This is a genomic window from Streptomyces graminilatus (assembly GCF_001418565.1).
Taxonomy (GTDB): Bacteria; Actinomycetota; Actinomycetes; order Streptomycetales; family Streptomycetaceae; genus Streptomyces; species Streptomyces graminilatus.
Genome location: NZ_LIQQ01000205.1, coordinates 1 through 18,847, shown reverse-complemented (window position 1 = coordinate 18,847; position 18,847 = coordinate 1). Strand labels below are relative to the sequence as shown.

Below are 18,847 nucleotides of genomic sequence, written 5' to 3'. Positions count from 1 at the left end.
CATGGGACTCGAAGAAAAACTGCCGAGCGGATTCCTGCTGACCACCGTCGAGCAGGCCGCGGGCTGGGTACGCAAGGCGTCCGTCTTCCCGGCCACGTTCGGACTCGCCTGCTGCGCCATCGAGATGATGACCACCGGCGCCGGCCGCTACGACCTCGCGCGCTTCGGCATGGAGGTCTTCCGCGGTTCGCCCCGCCAGGCGGACCTGATGATCGTGGCCGGCCGGGTCAGCCAGAAGATGGCGCCGGTGCTGCGCCAGGTCTACGACCAGATGCCCAATCCCAAGTGGGTGATCTCCATGGGGGTCTGCGCGTCCTCGGGCGGCATGTTCAACAACTACGCCATCGTGCAGGGCGTCGACCACATCGTGCCGGTCGACATCTATCTGCCCGGCTGCCCGCCCCGGCCCGAGATGCTGATCGACGCGATTCTCAAGCTCCACCAGAAGATCCAGACCTCCAAGCTCGGCGTGAACGCCGAGGAAGCAGCCCGCGAGGCGGAGGAGGCCGCGCTCAAGGCACTCCCCACGATCGAGATGAAGGGGCTGCTGCGATGAGCGACGCGAACGGCACCGGAGCAGGCGGTGCGAGCAACGGGGTCAACCCCGAGAAGGACCTCGCCGCCTCCAACCTCCCCGGCCAGCGCGGCGACGGCGGTGAGGAGATCCGCGTCCAGCGCGGCATGTTCGGCGCCGCCAACGGCGGCGACACCTCCGGCTACGGCGGCCTGGTCCGCTCCGTCCGGCTCCCGGGAGCCTCGGCGCGGCCCTACGGCGGCTGGTTCGACGAGGTCGCCGACGAACTCGAGGGCGCCCTGGAGGAACAGGGCCTGGTCCCCGAGAACGTGATCGAGAAGACGGTCGTCGACCGCGCGGAGCTGACGTTCCACGTCGAACGCGCGTACCTGCTGAGCGTCGCCCAGACCCTGCGCGACGACCCCGCCCTGCGCTTCGAACTCTGCACGGGCGTCAGCGGAGTCCACTACCCGCAGGACAAGGGCCGCGAGCTGCACGCCGTCTACCACCTGCGCTCGATCACCCACAACAGGCTGATCCGCCTCGAAGTCAGCGCCCCCGACAGCGATCGGCACATCCCGTCCCTGGTCTCCGTCTATCCGACGAACGACTGGCACGAACGCGAGACGTACGACTTCTTCGGGATCGTCTTCGACGGTCACCCGGCCCTCACGCGGATCATGATGCCGGACGACTGGCCGGGCCACCCGCAGCGCAAGGACTACCCCCTCGGCGGCATCCCCGTCGAGTACAAGGGCGCCCAGATCCCGGCTCCGGACCAGCGGAGGTCGTACTCATGAGCACACAGCACGCAACTCCGCGCGAGACCACCGAAGGCACCGTCTACACGGTCACCGGCGGCGACTGGGACGAGGTCGTCCAGTCCGCGGCCCGTGCCGACGACGAGCGGATCGTCGTCAACATGGGCCCGCAGCACCCGTCCACCCACGGTGTGCTCCGCCTCATCCTGGAGATCGACGGCGAGACGGTCACCGAGGCCCGCTGCGGCATCGGCTATCTGCACACCGGCATCGAGAAGAACCTCGAATTCCGCACGTGGACGCAGGGCACCACCTTCGTCACGCGCATGGATTACCTGACGTCCTTCTTCAACGAGACCGCCTACTGTCTCGCCGTCGAGAAGCTCCTCGGCATCGAGGACCAGATTCCCGACCGGGCCACCCTCATCCGCGTGCTCCTCATGGAGCTCAACCGGCTGTCCTCGCACCTCGTGTGCATCGCCACCGGCGGTATGGAACTCGGCGCCACCACGATCATGATCTACGGATTCCGTGATCGTGAAATGATTCTCGACATCTACGAGCTCATCACGGGCCTGCGGATGAACCACGCGTACATCCGCCCCGGCGGACTCGCCCAGGACCTGCCGCCGGGCGCGGTGGACCACATCCGCGAGTTCGTGAAGAAGATGCGGAAGAACCTTCCCGAGTACGACAAGCTCGCCACCGGGAACCCCATCTTCAAGGCCCGTATGCAGGACGTCGGATACCTCGACCTGGCCGGCTGCATGGCCCTCGGCGCCACCGGCCCGATCCTGCGCTCCACCGGCCTCCCGCACGACCTGCGCAAGTCCCAGCCTTACTGCGGCTACGAGACGTTCGACTTCGACGTCCCCACCGCGGACTCCTGCGACTCCTACGGCCGCTTCCTGATCCGCCTGGAGGAGATGCGCCAGTCGCTCAGGATCGTCGAGCAGTGCCTGGACCGGCTCCAGCCCGGCCCGGTCATGGTCACCGACAAGAAGATCGCCTGGCCCGCCCAGCTCGCCCTGGGCCCGGACGGCCTGGGCAACTCCCTGGACCACATCAAGAAGATCATGGGCACCTCCATGGAGGCCCTGATCCACCACTTCAAGCTGGTGACCGAGGGTTTCCGCGTCCCGCCGGGACAGGCGTACGCGGCCGTCGAGTCACCCAAGGGCGAACTCGGGGTGCACGCCGTTTCCGACGGAGGCACCCGCCCCTTCCGGGTCCATTTCCGGGACCCGTCCTTCACCAACCTGCAGGCCATGGCGGCGATGTGCGAGGGCGGCCAGGTCGCCGACGTCATCGTCGCCGTCGCGTCCATCGACCCCGTGATGGGAGGCGTCGACCGGTGACCACCACTCCCGAGGGCGTCAGCCTGGGCATGCCCCAACTGCCCGCGCCCGCATACCCGGACGACGTTCGAGCCCGGCTCGAAGCGGACGCCCGCGAGGTCGTCGCCCGCTACCCGGACTCCCGGTCCGCCCTGCTGCCGTTGCTGCATCTCGTGCAGTCGGAGGAGGGCCATGTCACGCGCACCGGGATGCGGTTCTGCGCGGACGTACTGGGCCTGACCACGGCCGAGGTCACCGCGGTCGCCACCTTCTACTCCATGTACCGCCGGGGCCCCTCCGGCGACTACCAGGTGGGCGTCTGCACCAACACCCTGTGCGCGGTGCTGGGCGGCGACGCCATCTTCGAGACCCTCCAGGAGCACCTCGGTGTCGCCAACGGCGGGACCACCGAGGACGGCAAGGTCACCCTGGAGCACATCGAGTGCAACGCGGCCTGCGACTTCGCACCCGTGGTGATGGTCAACTGGGAGTTCTTCGACAACCAGACCCCGGCCAGCGCCAAGCGCCTCGTCGACGACCTGCGCGCGGGTGTGCAGGTGGAGCCCACGAGGGGTGCTCCCCTGTGCACGTTCAAGGACACCGCCCGCATCCTGGCGGGCTTCCCCGACACCCGGGACGGGGCCGTCGAGGCTAGCGGCAGCTCCGGCCCCGCCTCACTGACCGGGCTCCGGCTGGCCAAGGGCGAGAACCCCGCGCGCGTGGTGCACCCCAGGGGCGGCTCCGCCATGAACGCACCGCCGCAGGACACGGCGGCTTCCGACCCCTCCCACCCGGCGGGGCCCGTCACCGAGGAGGGGGAGTGATGACATTGGCACCCGAGAGTGGGGGCGCCGCCCGCGCGAGCGAATTCGAGCGGGGGGTAGGGACCAGCCCCGAGAAGCTGCTCGTACCCGTGCTGTCGGCCTTCTGGGACGAGGACAGGTCCTGGAGCCTCGACGTCTACCGGAGGCACGAAGGGTACGAGGGACTCCGCAAGGCCCTCGCGATGACCCCCGACGACCTCATCGCGTACGTCAAGGACTCGGGTCTGCGCGGCCGTGGCGGTGCGGGATTCCCTACCGGAATGAAATGGCAGTTCATTCCTCAGGGTGATGGAAAACCACACTATCTAGTTGTCAACGCCGACGAATCGGAGCCGGGAACCTGCAAGGACATCCCGCTCCTCTTCGCGAACCCGCATAGCCTCATCGAGGGCATTGTGATCGCGTGTTATGCCATCAGGTCTTCGCATGCCTTCATCTATCTGCGCGGTGAAGTCGTACCAGTGCTGCGGCGGTTGCACGAGGCCGTACGTGAGGCCTATGCGGCGGGCTACCTCGGCGAGAACGTGCTGGGCAGCGGACTCGACCTCGAACTCACCGTGCACGCGGGCGCGGGCGCGTACATCTGTGGTGAAGAGACCGCACTGCTCGACTCGCTCGAAGGCCGCCGTGGTCAACCGCGGCTCCGTCCCCCCTTTCCTGCCGTCGCAGGGCTCTATGCCTGCCCAACTGTTGTGAACAACGTCGAGTCGATCGCGTCGGTTCCCGCGATTCTGCAAAAGGGCAAAGAATGGTTCCGGTCGATGGGAACCGAGAAGTCCCCGGGCTTCACGCTCTACTCGCTCAGTGGCCATGTCACCAGTCCGGGCCAGTACGAGGCCCCGCTCGGCATCACGCTCCGCCAACTCCTCGACATGAGCGGCGGGATGCGCGCCGGCCACCGGCTGAAGTTCTGGACACCGGGCGGCTCCTCGACCCCGATGTTCACCGACGAGCATCTCGACGTCCCTCTTGACTACGAAGGAGTGGGCGCCGCGGGTTCCATGCTCGGCACAAAAGCACTCCAGTGCTTCGACGAGACCACCTGTGTCGTCCGGGCCGTCACCCGCTGGACCGAGTTCTACGCCCACGAGTCCTGCGGCAAGTGCACACCCTGCCGTGAAGGGACTTACTGGCTCGTGCAGTTGCTGCGCGACATCGAGGCCGGCAAGGGCGCCATGTCCGACCTCGACAAGCTGAACGACATCGCCGACAACATCAACGGCAAGTCCTTCTGCGCCCTCGGCGACGGCGCCGCCTCGCCGATCTTCTCCTCCCTCAAGTACTTCCGCGAGGAGTACGAGGACCACATCACGGGCCGGGGCTGCCCCTTCGACCCGGCCAAGTCCACGGCCTGGGCCGACCGCACGGAGGTGAACGCATGACGGTGACCACGAGCGCTCCCTCCGGAGGGGGCGACGCGGCGGTCCCGCCGGAAGATCTCGTCTCGCTGAAGATCGACGGCGTCGACATCAGCGTGCCCAAGGGCACCCTGGTGATCCGCGCCGCCGAACAGCTCGGCATCGAGATCCCGCGCTTCTGCGACCATCCCCTCCTCGACCCGGCCGGCGCCTGCCGCCAGTGCATCGTCGAGGTCGAGGGCCAGCGCAAGCCCATGGCATCCTGCACGATCACCTGTACGGACGGGATGGTCGTCAAGACTCATCTCACCTCGCCCGTGGCCGAAAAAGCCCAGCACGGTGTGATGGAGCTGCTGCTCATCAACCACCCGCTCGACTGTCCGGTCTGCGACAAGGGCGGCGAGTGCCCCCTGCAGAACCAGGCCATGTCGCACGGCCAGTCGGAGTCCCGCTTCGAGGGAAAGAAGCGGACCTACGAGAAGCCGGTCCCGATCTCCACGCAGGTGCTGCTCGACCGTGAACGGTGCGTGCTGTGCGCCCGCTGCACCCGCTTCTCCAACCAGATCGCGGGCGACCCGATGATCGAGCTGATCGAGCGCGGCGCGCTCCAGCAGGTCGGCACCGGCGAGGGCGACCCCTTCGAGTCGTACTTCTCCGGGAACACGATCCAGATCTGCCCGGTCGGCGCGCTGACCTCGGCGGCGTATCGCTTCCGCTCCCGCCCCTTCGACCTCGTCTCCTCGCCCTCGGTGTGCGAGCACTGCTCCGGCGGCTGCGCCACCCGCACCGACCACCGGCGCGGCAAGGTCATGCGGCGCCTCGCGGCCGACGACCCCGAGGTCAACGAGGAGTGGATCTGCGACAAGGGACGCTTCGGCTTCCGGTACGCGCAGAAGCCCGACCGGCTCCAGACGCCCCTGGTGCGCAACGCCGACGGTGCCCTGGAGCCCGCCTCCTGGCCCGAGGCGCTGGAGGCGGCGGCACAGGGACTCCTCGCGGCCCGCGGTCGTACGGGAGTTCTCACCGGCGGCCGGCTCACCGTCGAGGACGCCTACGCGTACAGCAAGTTCGCGCGCGTGGCCCTCGACACCAACGACATCGACTTCCGCGCGCGCGTGCACAGCGCCGAGGAAGCAGACTTCCTGGCCGCCCGGGTCGCCGGACGGGGCCGCGACCTCGACGGTACGGGTGTCACGTACACCTCCCTGGAGAAGGCGCCCGCGGTCCTGCTGGTCGGGTTCGAGTCCGAGGAGGAGGCGCCCGGCGTCTTCCTGAGGCTGCGCAAGGCCTGGCGGGGACACGGACAGCGGGTCTTCTCGCTCGCCACGCACGCGACGCGCGGTCTGGAGAAGGCCGGCGGCACGCTGCTGCCCGCCGCCCCCGGTACCGAGACCGAGTGGCTGGACGCGCTCGGCAGCGGGTTCGGGCTGGAGGAGAGCGGCGCCAGGGCCGCCGAGGCGCTGCGCACCGAGGGTGCGGTGATCGTCGTGGGAGAGCGGCTGGCCGCCGTGCCGGGCGGGCTCACCGCCGCCGTACGGGCCGCGTCCACGACCGGCGCCCAACTGGTGTGGATCCCGCGCCGGGCGGGGGAGCGCGGTGCCGTCGAGGCCGGCGCGCTGCCGTCGCTGCTGCCGGGCGGACGTCCGGCGACCGACCCGCGCGCGCGGGACGAGGTCGCCGTCGCCTGGGGCGTGGCCGAGCTGCCGCACCGCTTCGGCCGGGACACCGGCCAGATCGTCGAGGCCGCCGCCGCGGGCGAGCTCAGGGCACTGGTCGTCGCCGGTGTGGAGGTCGCCGACCTGCCCGACCCGGCACGCGCGCGTGCGGCCCTCCGAGAAGTGGGCTTCCTGGTGTCGCTCGAACTGCGGCCCAGCGAGGTCACCGAGCACGCAGACGTCGTCCTCCCGGTCGCCGCGGTCGCCGAGAAGGCGGGCACCTTCCTCAACTGGGAGGGCCGGGCCCGTCTCTTCGAGGCCGCGCTCAAGCCCGAGCAGATGACCCGGCGCCTGGCCCCGCCGGACACGCGCGTGCTCCAGATGCTGGCCGACGCCATGGACGTACATCTGGGCCTGCCGGATCTGCGGACCGCGCGGGCCGAACTGGACCGGCTCGGGTCCTGGGACGGGGCCCGAGCCACCAACCCCCTGGAGATCGGAGCCCAGTTGCCGCGTCCGGCCGCCGGAGAGGCGGTCCTCGCCGGGCACCGGCTGCTGCTCGACCAGGGGCGTCTGCAGGAGGGCGACGACGCGCTCGCCGGGACGAGGCACGCCGCACACGCGCGCGTGTCGGCCGCCACGGCCGCCGAGGCCGGTGTCAAGGACGGTGACCTGCTCGCCGTCACCGGCAGCACCGGGACGGTCGAACTGCCCCTCAAGGTCACCGAGATGCCCGACCGCGTGGTCTGGCTGCCGCTGAACTCCACCGGAGGCGGTATCGCCTCCGACACCGGGGCGCTGCCCGGCGCACTCGTCCGCATCGGCCCGGCGACCCTCGCCTCCGACGCACCCAAGGAGGTGGAGGCATGAGCCCGTACCTCGCCGCTGAAGACCTTTCCATGTTCGGCACCGACCCCTGGTGGCTGGTCGTCGTCAAGGCGGTCTTCTGCTTCGCCTTCCTGATGATCACCGTGCTGTTCTCCATCGTGTGGGAACGCAAGGTCGTCGCCTGGATGCAGTTGCGCATCGGCCCCAACCGGCACGGCCCCTGGGGCATGCTCCAGTCGCTCGCCGACGGCATCAAGCTGATGCTCAAGGAAGACCTGATCGTCAAGCGCGCGGACAAGGTCGTCTACATCCTCGCGCCGATCGTCGCGGCCATCCCGGCCTTCATGGCGATCGCGGTCATCCCCTTCGGACCGGCCGGCAACGAGGTCTCGATCTTCGGCCAACGTACGACGATGCAGCTCACCGACCTGCCGATCGCGATGCTCTACGTCCTCGCGGTCGCCTCGGTCGGCATCTACGGCATCGTGCTGGCGGGCTGGAGCTCCGGATCCACCTACCCGCTGCTCGGCGGTCTGCGGTCCTGCGCGCAGATGATCTCGTACGAGATCGCCATGGGCGCAGCCTTCGCCTCGGTGTTCCTCTACTCCGGGTCGATGTCGACCTCGACCATCGTCGAACAGCAGCACGACCGCTGGTACATCGTCCTGCTGCCGGTCTCCTTCCTGATCTACGTCGTGACGATGGTCGGCGAGACCAACCGCGCCCCCTTCGACATGCCCGAGTCCGAGGGCGACCTGGTCGGCGGCTTCAACACCGAGTACTCGTCGATCAAGTTCGCGATGTTCATGCTCGCCGAGTACGTCAACATGGTGACCGTCTCGGCCGTGTCGGTGACGCTCTTCCTGGGCGGCTGGCGGGCTCCCTGGCCCATCAGCACCTTCTGGGAGGGCGCCAACCACGGCTGGTGGCCGATGCTCTGGTTCGTGGTGAAGGTGCAGCTTCTGCTGTTCTTCTTCATCTGGCTGCGCGGAACCCTCCCACGCGTCCGCTACGACCAGCTCATGAAGCTCGGCTGGAAGGTCCTCATCCCGATCTCGCTGGCCTGGCTGATGCTGGTGGCGACCGTACGGACCCTGCGCAACGAGAACTACGACTTCGCCGACATCGCCCTCTACGTCGCCGGCGGCGTCCTCACCCTGCTTCTGCTCTCCTTCGTGGCCGACACGTTCCGCGACCGGGCCAGGGCCACGGAGACGGCAGCCGCCGAGCCCGTCGCCTTCGACCCGATGGCGGGCGGATTCCCCGTACCGCCACTGCCGGGACAGGAGGCCCCGCCGGTGCCGCGCAGGGGCCCGCGCCGGGAGCGCGAGTTGATTGTCAGTGGTGGGCCGGATACTGGCAGTGACGGATCTCTGGATGGAAAGGAGGCGTCCGATGGCTGAGGAGCCGAAGGAGACCGGGCAGTCGAAGCCCGGCTTCCAGAACCCCGTGGCCGGCTTCGGCGTGACCTTCAAGGCCATGTTCAAGAAGCGGCTGACCGAGCAGTACCCCGAGCAGCAGAAGACCACCGCTCCCCGCTTCCACGGACGGCACCAGCTCAACCGCCATCCGGACGGCCTGGAGAAGTGCGTCGGCTGCGAACTGTGCGCGTGGGCCTGCCCAGCGGACGCCATCTATGTGGAGGGCGCCGACAACACCGACGAGGAACGCTACTCGCCGGGCGAGCGGTACGGCGCGGTCTACCAGATCAACTACGCCCGCTGCATCCTGTGCGGCCTGTGCATCGAGGCGTGCCCCACGCGCGCGTTGACGATGACGAACGAGTTCGAACTGGCCGACAGCAGCCGCGCCAACCTGATCTACACCAAGGAACAACTGCTCGCCGGACTCGAGGAGGGCATGGTCGACTCGCCCCACTCGATCTTCCCCGGCACCGACGAACAGGACTACTACCGGGGGCTGGTCACCGAGGCCGCGCCCGGCACGGTGCGCCAAGTGGCCGTCTCCAAGGGCGAGAAGCCCGAAGAAGAGGGGGTGGGAGCATGAGCGCGCAGCTCGCCGCCGCAGCCACTCTTTCTGCCGGCACCTCCACGGGTGAGGCGTTCCAGTTCTGGGTGCTCGGGACCGTCGCCGTGGCCGGAGCCCTGTGCACCGTCTTCATGCGGAGGGCCGTGCACAGCGCGCTCTGCCTCGCCGGAACCATGATCGTCCTGGCGGTGTTCTACCTGGCCAACGGCGCCTACTTCCTGGGCGTCGTCCAGATCATCGTCTACACCGGCGCGATCATGATGCTGTTCCTCTTCGTGGTCATGCTCGTCGGTGTCACCGCCGCGGACTCCCTCAAGGAGACCATCAAGGGCCAGCGCTGGCTGGCCCTGGTGTGCGGGCTCGGCTTCGGCGTCCTCCTGGTCGCCGGCATCGGCAACGCCTCCCTGAAGGAGTTCACCGGCCTCGGCCAGGCCAACGCGAACGGCAACGTGCAGGGCCTGGCCGCCCTCATCTTCACGAAGTACGTGTTCGCCTTCGAGATCACCGGCGCCCTGCTGATCACGGCCGCCGTCGGCGCCATGGTGCTCACGCACCGCGAGCGCACCGAGCGCGCCAAGACCCAGCGCGAGCTGTCCGAGGAGCGCGTACGCGACGGCAGGCAACTGCCGCCGCTGCCCGCCCCGGGTGTGTACGCCCGGCACAACGCGGTCGACGTCGCGGGCCTGCTGCCCGACGGCACCCCGGCCGAGCTGTCGGTCATGCAGACACTGCGGCAGCGCGGCCAGATCCGTGACGTGTCCGCCGAGTCCATCAACGACCTCAAGGCCCTGGAACAGCGCTCCGAGGACCGCCTGGAGCGCTCCAACAGCGGCTCGGGCAAGGGCTCGAACAGTGGGGAGGCGTCGAAGTGAACCCGGTCAACTATCTCTATCTCGCCGCCTTGTTGTTCACGATCGGCGCCACCGGCGTCCTGATCAGGCGCAACGCGATCGTCGTCTTCATGTGCGTAGAGCTGATGCTCAACGCCTGCAACCTCGCGTTCGTCACCTTCTCCCGGATGCACGGCAATCTCGACGGCCAGGTCATCGCCTTCTTCACGATGGTCGTCGCCGCCGCGGAAGTCGTCGTCGGGCTCGCGATCATCGTGTCGCTGTTCCGTTCCCGCCACTCGGCCTCGGTCGACGACGCCAGCCTGATGAAGCTGTAAGGGGTCGCTGAATCGTGGACAACCTGATTGCGCTGCTCGTGGCGGCGCCTCTGCTCGGAGCGGCCGTACTGCTGTGCGGCGGCAGGCGGCTGGACGCCGTCGGCCACTGGATCGGCACGGCTCTCGCGGCCTCCTCCTTCGTGATCGGCGTGGTCCTCTTCGCCGACATGCTGGGCAAGAACGCCGAACACCGCACCCTGACGCAGTTCCTGTACAGCTGGATCCCCGTCGGGGGCTTCCAGGCCGACGTCGCCTTCCAGCTCGACCAGTTGTCGATGACGTTCGTCCTGCTGATCACCGGCGTCGGCTCACTGATCCACGTGTACTCGATCGGGTACATGGAGCACGACGAGCGGCGCCGCCGCTTCTTCGGCTATCTGAACCTGTTCCTCGCGGCGATGCTGCTGCTCGTTCTCGCCGACAACTACCTCCTGCTGTACGTCGGCTGGGAGGGCGTCGGCCTCGCCTCGTACCTCCTGATCGGTTTCTGGCAGCACAAGCCCAGTGCCGCGACCGCCGCGAAGAAGGCCTTCCTGGTCAACCGCGTCGGCGACATGGGCCTGTCGATCGCCATCATGCTGATGTTCACCACCTTCGGGACCTTCACCTTCGGGCCGGTCTTCGAAGCCGCCGGTGGGGCGAGCGAGGGCAAACTCACCGCCATCGCCCTGATGCTGCTGCTCGCGGCCTGCGGCAAGTCCGCCCAGGTGCCGCTGCAGTCCTGGCTCGGCGACGCGATGGAGGGCCCGACCCCGGTCTCGGCCCTCATCCACGCGGCGACGATGGTGACCGCGGGCGTGTACCTGATCGTCCGCTCCGCTGACATCTTCAACGCCGCGCCCGACGCCCAGCTGGTCGTCACCGTGGTCGGCGCCGTCACGCTCCTCTTCGGTGCGATCGTCGGTTGCGCGAAGGACGACATCAAGAAGGCCCTGGCCGGCTCGACCATGTCGCAGATCGGCTACATGATCCTCGCGGCCGGCCTCGGCCCCATCGGCTACGTCTTCGCGATCATGCACCTGGTGACCCACGGCTTCTTCAAGGCCGGACTGTTCCTCGGTGCCGGCTCGGTCATGCACGGCATGAACGACGAGGTCGACATGCGCAAGTACGGCGGCCTGCGCACGTACATGCCCATCACCTTCGTGACCTTCGGCCTCGGCTACCTCGCCATCATCGGCTTCCCCGGTCTGTCCGGCTTCTTCTCCAAGGACAAGATCATCGAGGCGGCGTTCGCCAAGGGCGGCACCGAGGGCTGGATTCTCGGCGGCGTGGCCCTGCTCGGCGCGGCCATCACCGCGTTCTACATGACGCGCGTGATGCTGATGACGTTCTTCGGCGAGAAGCGCTGGCAGCCCGACGAGAACGGCCACGAGCCGCACCCGCACGAGTCGCCCAAGGTGATGACGATCCCCATGATCGTGCTCGCCTTCGGGTCGGTCTTCGCGGGCGGGTTCTTCAGCATCGGCGACCGCTTCCTGAACTGGCTGGAGCCCGTCACCGGGCACTCGCACGGAAACCCGCCGGTCAGCGCCCTCACGGTCACGCTGTCCACCATGGTCGTGCTCGTCATCGGCGTCGCCGCCGCATACGCCCAGTACGGACGCCGTCCGGTCCCGGTCGTCGCCCCGCGCGGGTCGCTGCTCACCCGGGCCGCCCGGCGCGACCTCCTCCAGGACGACTTCAACCACGTCGTCCTCGTACGCGGCGGAGAGCACCTCACGCGCTCCCTGGTGTACGTCGACCACACCCTGGTCGACGGGGTCGTCAACGGTACGGCGGCCTCCATGGGCGGCCTCTCCGGACGGCTCCGCAAGCTGCAGAACGGCTACGCGCGCTCGTACGCGGTCTCGATGTTCGGCGGTGCGGCGATCCTCATCGCCGCGACCCTGCTGATGAGGGCGGTCTGATACCGATGTCCTTTCCCCTCCTGACAGCGACGGCGGCGCTCCCGGCCCTCGGGGCGATCGCCACGGCGGCCGTACCGGCCGCCCGGCGCACCGCCGCCAAGTGGCTGGCGCTGGTCGTCTCGCTCGCCACACTGGCGCTCGCGGCGATCGTCCTGGTGCGCTTCGACCCGGGCGGCGACCGCTACCAGCTCACCGAATCCCACGCCTGGATCAAGGCCTTCGGGGTGCGGTACGAGCTGGGCGTGGACGGCATCGCCGTGGCGCTCATCGCGCTGACCGCAGTGCTGATCCCGTTCGTGATCCTGGCCGGCTGGCACGACGCCGACCCCCTGGAGACCGGCAACACACGCTGGCGGCCCACCCAGGGCTTCTTCGCGCTGATCCTGGCCGTCGAGGCGATGGTGATCATCTCCTTCGAGGCCACCGACGTCTTCCTCTTCTACATCTTCTTCGAAGCCATGCTCATCCCGATGTACTTCCTCATCGGCGGCTTCGGGGACCGTGCCCACGAGCACGGCGAGGAGACGGCGTCCACGCAGCGCTCGTACGCGGCGGTGAAGTTCCTCCTCTACAACCTCGTCGGCGGCCTGATCATGCTGGCGGCCGTGATCGGCCTCTATGTGGTGGCCGGGAACTTCTCGCTCACGGAGATCGCCGCCGCGCGGGCCAACGGCTCGCTGCACATGGCGACGAACACCGAACGCTGGCTGTTCCTGGGCTTCTTCTTCGCCTTCGCGGTGAAGGCGCCCCTGTGGCCGCTGCACACCTGGCTGCCCAACGCGATGGGGGAGGCCACCACGCCGGTCGCCGTGCTGATCACGGCGGTCGTCGACAAGGTCGGTACCTTCGCGATGCTCCGCTTCTGCCTCCAGCTCTTCCCGGAGGCGTCGAAGTGGGCGACGCCCGTCATCCTCGTACTGGCGCTGATCAGCATCATCTACGGGGCGCTGCTCGCGGTCGGGCAGCGGGACATCAAGCGGCTGGTCGCGTACGCGTCGATCTCGCACTTCGGGTTCATCATCCTGGGCATCTTCGCGATGACCAGCCAGGGCCAGTCGGGCGCGACGCTGTACATGGTCAACCACGGGATCTCGACGGCCGCGCTGATGCTGGTGGCCGGCTTCCTGATCTCGCGGCGCGGCTCGCGGCTCATCGCCGACTACGGAGGCGTGCAGAAGGTCGCCCCGGTGCTCGCGGGCACGTTCCTGATCGGCGGGCTCGCGACCTTGTCGCTCCCGGGCCTCGCGCCCTTCGTGAGCGAGTTCCTGGTGCTGGTGGGCACGTTCGCGCGCTATCCGGTGGTCGGCATCATCGCCACCTTCGGCATCGTCCTCGCCGCGCTCTACACCCTCGTCCTGTACCAGCGGACGATGACGGGCCCGGTGAAGACGGAGGTCGCCAGGATGCCGGACCTCAGGGTGCGCGAGCTCGTGGTCGTGACGCCGCTGATCGTGCTGCTGATCTTCCTGGGCGTCTACCCGAAGCCCCTGACGGACATCGTCAACCCGGCCGTCAAGCAGACCATGTCCGACGTCCATGAGAAGGACCCCAAGCCTGCGGTGGAGGCGGCCAAGTGAGCGCATCAGCCGTCCACAGCCTGTGGACAACGGCGGCCGATCCGATCTCCAAGATCGAGGCGCCGAAGATCGAATACGCGCAATTGTCGCCCACTCTCATCGTCATCGGCGCGGCGATCGTCGGGATCCTGGTCGAGGCCTTCGTGCCCCGCAAGTCCCGCTACTACGTACAGATGTTCGTGTCCGTCGTCGCCCTCGCCGCCGCGTTCGCCGCGGTCGTGGGGCTCGCGACCAGGGGCTACGGCACCACCAAGGCCGGCATCGCCGCCATGGGCGCGATCGCCGTCGACGGCCCCGCGCTGTTCCTGCAGGGCACGATCCTGCTCGCGGGACTCGTCGGACTGTTCACCTTCGCCGAACGGCGCCTCGACCCCGAGGCCCACGGCAACCGCGTGGACTCGTTCGCCGCGCAGGCCGCGTCCGTACCGGGCAGCGACAGCGAGAAGGCAGCCGTCAGGGCCGGGTTCACCACCACCGAGGTGTTCCCGCTACTGCTGTTCGCGATCAGCGGCATGCTGGTCTTCCCCTCGGCCAACGACCTGCTGACCCTGTTCGTGGCCCTGGAGGTCTTCTCCCTCCCGCTGTACCTGCTGTGCGCCCTGGCCCGCCGCAAGCGGCTCCTGTCGCAGGAGGCCGCGGTCAAGTACTTCCTGCTCGGCGCCTTCGCCTCCGCGTTCACCCTGTTCGGCATCGCACTGCTGTACGGCTACGCGGGCTCGGTGTCGTACGGCACGATCGCCCAGGTCGTCGACGGCACCGTCAAGAACGTCGACCCGGCGCTCGCCGACACCATGGGCAACGACGTGCTGCTGCTCATCGGCGCCGCGATGATCGTCATGGGCCTGCTCTTCAAGGTGGGCGCCGTGCCGTTCCACATGTGGACGCCGGACGTGTACCAGGGCGCGCCCACCCCGGTGACGGGCTTCATGGCGGCGGCGACGAAGGTGGCGGCGTTCGGCGCGCTGCTGCGGCTGCTGTACGTCGTGCTGCCGGGCCTGCGCTGGGACTGGCGGCCGGTCATGATGGGCGTCGCGGTCGTCACCATGCTGGGCGGCGCGGTCGTCGCGATCACCCAGACCGACATCAAGCGGCTGCTGGCGTACTCGTCCATCGCGCACGCCGGATTCATCCTCGCCGGTGTCATCGCGATGACACCGGACGGGGTCTCGTCCGTCCTGTTCTATCTGGGCGCGTACTCGTTCGTGACGATCGGGGCGTTCGCCGTGGTCACCCTGGTGCGGGACGCCGGGGGCGAGGCGACCCACCTGTCCAAGTGGGCGGGGCTGGGACGCCGCTCGCCGCTGGTGGCCGCCGTGTTCGCGGTGTTCCTGCTGGCCTTCGCCGGCATTCCGCTGACCTCCGGGTTCGCCGGGAAGTTCGCCGTGTTCAAGGCGGCGGCGGAAGGCGGTGCCGGGGCGTTGGTCGTGGTCGGTGTGATCTCGTCGGCGATCGCCGCGTTCTTCTACATCCGGGTGATCGTGCTGATGTTCTTCAGCGAGCCCAGGCCCGACGGGCCCACCGTCGCCGTCCCGTCGCCGCTGACCATGACCGCGATCGGGGTGGGGGTGGCGGTCACCCTCGTGCTGGGTGTGGCGCCGCAGTACTTCCTCGACCTGGCGAACCAGGCGGGCGTCTTCGTGCGCTGAGCGGCCGTTCGGCGAATCGCGCTGGGCCCCGGTTCCCTCCTGGGAACCGGGGCCCGGTGTGTGTTCACGGCTTCGGGCAGGTCACCGTGGGGTTCCAGCGGGCGAACATGCCTTTGGGGTTCGTCTTCCAGAGCCAGACGTGCAGGTCGTAGTGGACGGGCATGCCGGCCACATGGCCGGGCATCGGGCCGTCGAAGGGCATGCCGAACAGGCTGGGACGGTCGTCGTCGGTCTTCACGTCCTGGTCCTTGTCGACCACGATCCACTCCGCGGCGACGAGCCTGCGCGACTCGGCGGTGCCGCTCGGGGCGGTGACGGCGGGGGCGTCCCCGTCCGGCGCGTGGAGGTCGTCGAGGCTGTCGACCCAGCTCGCGTCGGACGCCTCGTCCATCCGGTCCTCGTTGGTCCGGTCCTCGTTGGTCCGGTCCTCGTTGGTCCGGTCCTCGTAAAGGAGAGCGGCCGGCTTCGCTGGATCGAGTGAACCGTAGAGGTCCTTGTTGATGTAGTGGAAGCCCATTCCGCCCTCCGTGGGGTGGACTCCGCAGAAGGAGGGCTGGTAGCCGGCGGTGACGGCGAACGGGGCGTACTGGTACTTCGCGGTCGCTTCGAGCGTCTTGGCCAGCTCGGGCCAGACCGTCGTGGGGTCGACGGGATCGCTCGACGCGGAGTGCGCGGGGGTGATGGCCAGGGAGAGGGACGCGACGGCGGCCGTCGCGAGGGCGGCGGTGACCTTGAGCTGGCGGCGGGGCATGTGGGTACTCCTTGGGCGGGAGAGGCGCGTGCGAGGGCGCCGGTACTGGAGGCGCACGCGGGGCGCCGGTCCGTTGGGCGGGCCTCCCCCGGCGCCTGTCGGCCCTGATCCCGCCCGAGCAGCATGTCCCGGGGCCCTCGGGGGGCGCCACGCGAACGGGCCCATTGGGCTGAACACCCCGGTCGGGCTCAGGGGACCGGTGCCACAGGGCGCAGGAGTGGCGGGGCTGCCTGTGGATAACTCCGGGGCTGTCGGTGCGGGCCCCTATGGTGGACGCAGTGGTCGAGGCGCGACGTACGGGGGACACGACGATGAGCGCGATGAGCGTGATGGGCGGGTCGGGAGTGATGACGGCAGCGGGTGAGGGGCCGGGCGCGAGCGCGGTGGCCGGATCGGCCGGAGCGGCGGACAGTGAGGCGCTGGCCACGCTGCGCCGGGTCTTCGGATACGACTCCTTCCGCGGCGAGCAGGCGGCAGTCATCGATCATGTGATGGCTGGCGGCGACGCCGTCGTCCTCATGCCGACCGGCGGCGGCAAGTCGCTGTGCTACCAGATTCCGTCCCTGGTCAGACCGGGTACGGGGATCGTCGTCTCGCCGCTCATCGCGCTGATGCAGGACCAGGTGGACGCACTGCGGGCGCTCGGTGTGCGGGCCGGGTTCATGAACTCCACGCAGGATTTCGACGAGCGGCGGACGGTGGAGGCCGAGTTCCTCGCCGGTGAGCTGGACCTGCTGTACCTGGCTCCGGAGCGGCTGCGTCTGGAGTCGACCCTGGACCTGCTCTCGCGCGGGAAGATCGCCGTGTTCGCCATCGACGAGGCGCACTGTGTCTCGCAGTGGGGGCACGACTTCCGGCCCGACTACCTGGCGCTGTCGCTGCTGGGCGAGCGCTGGCCGGACGTCCCGCGGATCGCGCTCACGGCGACGGCCACGCACGCGACGCACAAGGAGATCACCCAGCGGCTGGGCATGCCGGACGCCCGCCATTTCGTGGCGAGCTTCGACCGGCCCAACATCCAGTACCGGATCGTGCCCAAGGCCGATCCCAAGAAGCAGTTGCTGTCCTTCCTGAAGGAGGAGCACGCGGGCGACGCGGGCATCGTCTACTGCCTGTCGCGCAACTCCGTGGAACGGACAGCGGAGTTCCTGTCCGCCAACGGCGTGGAGGCGGTCCCCTACCACGCGGGTCTCGACGCGGGCACGCGCGCGGCGCACCAGTCGCGCTTCCTGCGGGAGGACGGTCTCGTCGTCGTGGCGACCATCGCCTTCGGGATGGGCATCGACAAGCCCGACGTCCGCTTCGTCGCCCACTTCGACCTGCCCAAGTCCGTCGAGGGCTACTACCAGGAGACGGGCCGCGCGGGACGCGACGGACTGCCGTCCACGGCCTGGATGGCGTACGGCCTGAACGACGTCATACAGCAACGGAAAATGATCCAGGGCAGTGAGGGCGACGAGGCGCACCGGAGACGGTCCGCCGCGCACCTGGACGCGATGCTGGCACTGTGCGAGACGGTGCAGTGCCGGCGGAGCCAACTGCTCGCCTACTTCGGGCAGGACCCGGAGCCGGGTGGCTGCGGCAACTGCGACACCTGCCTGGTGCCCCCGGAGACATGGGACGGCACGGTCGCCGCGCAGAAGGTGCTGTCGACGGTGTGGCGGCTGGAGCGGGAACGGCGGCAGAAGTTCGGCGCGGTGCAGATCGTGGACATTCTGCTGGGCCGGCGGACCGCGAAGGTGATCCAGTTCGACCACGACCAGCTCTCCGTCTTCGGCATCGGCGAGGAACTGGCCGAGGGCGAATGGCGCGGTGTCGTACGGCAGATGCTGGCGCAGGGGCTCCTCGCGGTCGAGGGGGACTACGGGACGCTGGTGCTGACCGAGGAGAGCGGGTCGGTGCTGCGGCGCGAACGTGAAGTGCCGATGCGGAAGGAACCGAAGAAGGCCGCCACCGCGAAGTCGGCCGGTGCCGGCGGCCGGGGCGAGCGGAAGGCGAAGGCGGCGGCAGCGCTGGCCGAGTTGCCCACGGAGCTGCAGCCGGCCTTCGAGGCACTGCGGACCTGGCGCGGTGAACAGGCCCGTGAGCAGGGAGTTCCGGCGTACGTCATCTTCCATGACGCCACACTCAGGGAGATCGTCAGCGTCTGGCCCGAGTCCGTCGCCGAGCTGGGCGGAATCAGCGGGGTGGGCGAGAAGAAGCTCGCCACCTACGGGGAGGGCGTGCTGAAGGCACTCGCGGCGCTGGGCGGGGCGCCGGAGTCAGGGGCCGGGACAGCGCCTGTCTCCGGGGGCAGTGACGGCGCGGGCTCGAATACCGGGCCGACGCCGGACCTGCCTGGGCAGAAGCGGGCGGGGCAGGTCAGGACTGGGCGCGACCGGCCGGGACCGGATCGGGCGGCGTCGGACCGGGCGGCGTCGGATGGGCTGGGACCGGACGACTGGCCCGAGATGGAGATGGAGCCCGAGCCGGAGGACTGGATGTAGAGGGCGAGGGCGGAGGGTCGGGGGCTGTGTCGTATACACATAT

15 protein-coding genes are annotated in these 18,847 nt (G+C 69.0%); 14 read left to right on the top strand and 1 reads right to left on the bottom strand.

Annotated elements, in window-relative coordinates; translation table 11 throughout:
* Position 1 precedes the first annotated feature (1 nt).
* The 13 genes from AOK08_RS18175 to nuoN are packed head-to-tail and all read left to right on the top strand — an operon-like array spanning position 2 to position 15,567.
* Positions 2-556 (top strand): NuoB/complex I 20 kDa subunit family protein, encoded by a 555-nt coding sequence (locus AOK08_RS18175; protein WP_053743379.1) that lies wholly within the window; start codon positions 2-4, stop codon positions 554-556.
* Positions 553-1,314 (top strand): NADH-quinone oxidoreductase subunit C, encoded by a 762-nt coding sequence (locus AOK08_RS18170; protein ID WP_055526914.1) that lies wholly within the window; start codon positions 553-555, stop codon positions 1,312-1,314. Before AOK08_RS18175 ends, AOK08_RS18170 begins: the two co-directional genes overlap by 4 nt.
* Positions 1,311-2,633 (top strand): NADH-quinone oxidoreductase subunit D, encoded by a 1,323-nt coding sequence (locus AOK08_RS18165; protein ID WP_055526912.1) that lies wholly within the window; start codon positions 1,311-1,313, stop codon positions 2,631-2,633. The genes AOK08_RS18170 and AOK08_RS18165 overlap by 4 nt, the downstream gene beginning before the upstream one ends.
* Before the next feature lie 29 nt (positions 2,634-2,662).
* Positions 2,663-3,436, top strand: coding sequence for an NADH-quinone oxidoreductase subunit NuoE (gene nuoE, locus AOK08_RS18160; RefSeq protein WP_055526936.1), 774 nt, complete (start codon positions 2,663-2,665; stop codon positions 3,434-3,436).
* Positions 3,436-4,818, top strand: coding sequence for an NADH-quinone oxidoreductase subunit NuoF (gene nuoF, locus AOK08_RS18155; protein WP_107100976.1), 1,383 nt, complete (start codon positions 3,436-3,438; stop codon positions 4,816-4,818). Before nuoE ends, nuoF begins: the two co-directional genes overlap by 1 nt.
* A complete protein-coding gene (locus AOK08_RS18150; protein WP_055526910.1) occupies positions 4,815-7,319 on the top strand; it encodes an NADH-quinone oxidoreductase subunit G in 2,505 nt (834 codons plus the stop codon). Before nuoF ends, AOK08_RS18150 begins: the two co-directional genes overlap by 4 nt.
* Positions 7,316-8,680 (top strand): NADH-quinone oxidoreductase subunit NuoH, encoded by a 1,365-nt coding sequence (gene nuoH / locus AOK08_RS18145; protein WP_055526908.1) that lies wholly within the window; start codon positions 7,316-7,318, stop codon positions 8,678-8,680. The genes AOK08_RS18150 and nuoH overlap by 4 nt, the downstream gene beginning before the upstream one ends.
* Positions 8,673-9,284, top strand: a complete 612-nt coding sequence (nuoI, locus tag AOK08_RS18140; RefSeq protein ID WP_055526906.1) for an NADH-quinone oxidoreductase subunit NuoI — start codon at positions 8,673-8,675, stop codon at positions 9,282-9,284. Before nuoH ends, nuoI begins: the two co-directional genes overlap by 8 nt.
* Positions 9,281-10,138 (top strand): NADH-quinone oxidoreductase subunit J, encoded by an 858-nt coding sequence (locus tag AOK08_RS18135; RefSeq protein WP_055526905.1) that lies wholly within the window; start codon positions 9,281-9,283, stop codon positions 10,136-10,138. Before nuoI ends, AOK08_RS18135 begins: the two co-directional genes overlap by 4 nt.
* Positions 10,135-10,434 carry an NADH-quinone oxidoreductase subunit NuoK gene (gene nuoK / locus AOK08_RS18130; protein WP_006382214.1) on the top strand — a complete coding sequence of 100 codons (300 nt, stop codon included), beginning with the start codon at positions 10,135-10,137 and terminating at the stop codon, positions 10,432-10,434. The genes AOK08_RS18135 and nuoK overlap by 4 nt, the downstream gene beginning before the upstream one ends.
* Positions 10,435-10,448: 14 nt before the next feature.
* A complete protein-coding gene (gene nuoL, locus AOK08_RS18125) occupies positions 10,449-12,344 on the top strand; it encodes an NADH-quinone oxidoreductase subunit L (protein WP_055526904.1) in 1,896 nt (631 codons plus the stop codon).
* A gap of 5 nt (positions 12,345-12,349) precedes the next feature.
* The gene (locus AOK08_RS18120; protein WP_055526903.1) at positions 12,350-13,921 is read left to right on the top strand and encodes an NADH-quinone oxidoreductase subunit M; all 1,572 of its coding nucleotides are present in this window, start codon (positions 12,350-12,352) and stop codon (positions 13,919-13,921) included.
* A complete protein-coding gene (gene nuoN / locus AOK08_RS18115; protein ID WP_055526902.1) occupies positions 13,918-15,567 on the top strand; it encodes an NADH-quinone oxidoreductase subunit NuoN in 1,650 nt (549 codons plus the stop codon). Before AOK08_RS18120 ends, nuoN begins: the two co-directional genes overlap by 4 nt.
* A 64-nt stretch (positions 15,568-15,631) precedes the next feature.
* Here nuoN and AOK08_RS18110 read toward each other — a convergent pair whose 3' ends face one another.
* Positions 15,632-16,318: a hypothetical protein gene (locus tag AOK08_RS18110; RefSeq protein WP_055526901.1), complete on the bottom strand. Its 687-nt coding sequence runs from the start codon at positions 16,316-16,318 to the stop codon at positions 15,632-15,634.
* Positions 16,319-16,647: 329 nt separating this feature from the next.
* On the opposite strand from AOK08_RS18110, the gene recQ reads away from it, so the two are divergent.
* Positions 16,648-18,804, top strand: a complete 2,157-nt coding sequence (gene recQ, locus AOK08_RS18105; RefSeq protein ID WP_055526933.1) for a DNA helicase RecQ — start codon at positions 16,648-16,650, stop codon at positions 18,802-18,804.
* Positions 18,805-18,847: the final 43 nt, after the last annotated feature.